General features: G+C 77.0%; 2 protein-coding genes. One reads left to right on the top strand and one right to left on the bottom strand.

The window, feature by feature from the left end; genetic code table 11:
• Positions 1-48 precede the first annotated feature (48 nt).
• A complete protein-coding gene (locus tag ACFU7Z_RS38995) occupies positions 49-1,449 on the bottom strand; it encodes a hypothetical protein (protein ID WP_380782897.1) in 1,401 nt (466 codons plus the stop codon).
• A 335-nt stretch (positions 1,450-1,784) separates the two neighbouring features.
• Between ACFU7Z_RS38995 and ACFU7Z_RS38990 the strand changes: the two genes are divergently transcribed.
• Positions 1,785-1,970 carry a PspC domain-containing protein gene (locus tag ACFU7Z_RS38990; protein WP_049649198.1) on the top strand — a complete coding sequence of 62 codons (186 nt, stop codon included), beginning with the start codon at positions 1,785-1,787 and terminating at the stop codon, positions 1,968-1,970.
• Positions 1,971-2,071: the final 101 nt, after the last annotated feature.

Raw genomic sequence — 2,071 nt, 5'->3', positions numbered from 1 at the left:
GTCACCCGCTGCGAAGCGGCGACGGGCGGGCCTTCCGGCGTGTCCGGCTCAGTCCCCGGTGCCGCCCCGCACGCGGTTGCGGCGCCAGGCCACCACCAGAGTGCCGAGGCCGAGGGCGATCGCGGTCGCCCCGGTGATCGCCATCGGCTCCGTGGCCCTGCCGCCGCCGGTGGAGGCCAGCCCGCCGTCCCCGGCCGGGGCGGCGGCGGTGACCATCGGCGAGCCGGCCCCCGCCGGGCTCGGCGACGTGCCGGTGGCCCGCACGACCGGGAGGACCGGGGCGGCGGCCCGCTCCGGCACGTCCGGGTCCGGGGCGGAGTCCACGAAGGTCGGAGCGGGTGCGGCGGTGGCGCCCGTCGCGGCCACGGTGATGAAGTCGGCCGCCGGACCGGCCGCCTCGGCCGCGCTCTCGCCCCGCTCCGGCAGGGTGCGCGACACGGCCGTCAGGGACTCGAACAGGATCGGCGCGTCCTTGGTGAAGGCCAGCCGGAGGTCGACGGTGCGGCTCTCGCCCTTCGCCAGCGTGATGACGTCGGCGTCCCCGTCCCCGGTCCGCAGCGCGAAGTCGAGCCGGTTCGGGTGCTCCGGGCCGCGGCCCAAGGTGGCGCCCCGCCACTGCCCGTCGGCGGCACGGAACTCCAACTCGACCGTGTCCGAAGGAAGTTCGGCCGCCCCCTGGAACACGACCGCGGGCACGACCCGCAGCTCCCGGCCGCTCCGGTTGGTGAGGACCAGTGTGAACGGCTTCGCCTCGCCGCCCACCGTGAACACGACGGGCACCCCGTGGAGCCCGACCTCCGCGGTGGCCGCCGGGGCGGGCGGCGCCGTGGCCGGTGCGGTCGCCGGCGCGGTGGTCGGCGCCCCCGCCGGAACGATGACCAGCTCCGGGCGGCCGCTGCTCGCGTCGGTGGCGCGCTGCTCCGGCGGCAGGGCCGGGTCCGAGACCACGGAGTCGAAGCCCGGCGCCACCCGGCCGGCCGGGGCATCGGCGGTGACGGTGAGCCGCAGCCGGTAGACGGCCTCGGCGCCGGCCGGCAGCGACAGCACGGCGGGCTGGTCGAGCGCCCAGACGGCGCCCGTGCCCGCGGGGTTCGCCCTGGCGTCCTGCCACCGGGTGCCGCCGGGCGCCCGGTACTCCAGCCGGAAGTGGCCCTGCCCCGCGCCGGCGCCGGCGTCCGCGACGACGAAGGCCGAGGACGGCACGTCCAGCCGGTGGTCGGCGGTGTTCCGGAGCGTCGCGGTGAACTCCACCGGCGCGCCCCCCGCCGTGACGGTGCCGGGAAGGCCGCCGAAGGCGATCGTGACCGGCGAGGGTCGGGTCCGGGCGCCCGGGGACAGCGCGACGGCCTCCGGCGCGGCGAAGACGGCCGCGACCCCGACGGCGGCCAGGCCGGAGGCCAGGGTGACGGCGGTGGTCGCGGTCAGGAATCTGCGCTGCCGAATGTGCAATCCAACCTCACGGGAGAATGCGGGAGAGAACCCATCAGGACGTGAAATCGCTTGCACGGGAGATCGTTTCGCAACAGTGTCGGGCTTTCGTCCGCCCCCCGGCCGACCGCGATCGGCAGCATCCTACCGAGCCCCGTCCGACGGTCCGGACCGAGGACCGCGCTCGGTTCCCCGGGACCACCCCGAGGGAACCCCGACATCCGGCTACGACTCCCCGGTGACCCTTCGGGGCCGGGAATCACCTGCCGGGCTGAGGCCCGGGGGCCGACGGCGGCGGAGGATGGAACCAGCCCACCGGACCTGCCGGACCGGGCCGCCACCCCAGGGAGAGAATCATGAGTGCGCGCCTCGCCCGTCCTCGCCGCAACCGCGTCCTCGCCGGTGTCTGCGCCGGGATCGCCGAACGCTTCGGCCTGACCCCGTGGACCGTCCGCGTGATCTTCCTGCTCTCCTGCCTGCTGCCCGGCCCCCAGTTCCTGCTCTACCTGGCCCTCTGGGTGCTGCTCCCCCAGGAGCCGTAAGCCCGGCGGCCCGGGGACCCGCCCTCGACCAAGCGGCCCGGGGGCGACCGGGCCTCACCGCACGGCGACGGGCCGCCCGCCCCGGGGTCTCCGGGGTGGGC

Source organism: Kitasatospora sp. NPDC057518 (assembly GCF_042802075.1).
Taxonomy (GTDB): domain Bacteria; phylum Actinomycetota; class Actinomycetes; order Streptomycetales; family Streptomycetaceae; genus Kitasatospora.
This window is presented reverse-complemented; position numbering and strand designations above follow the sequence as displayed.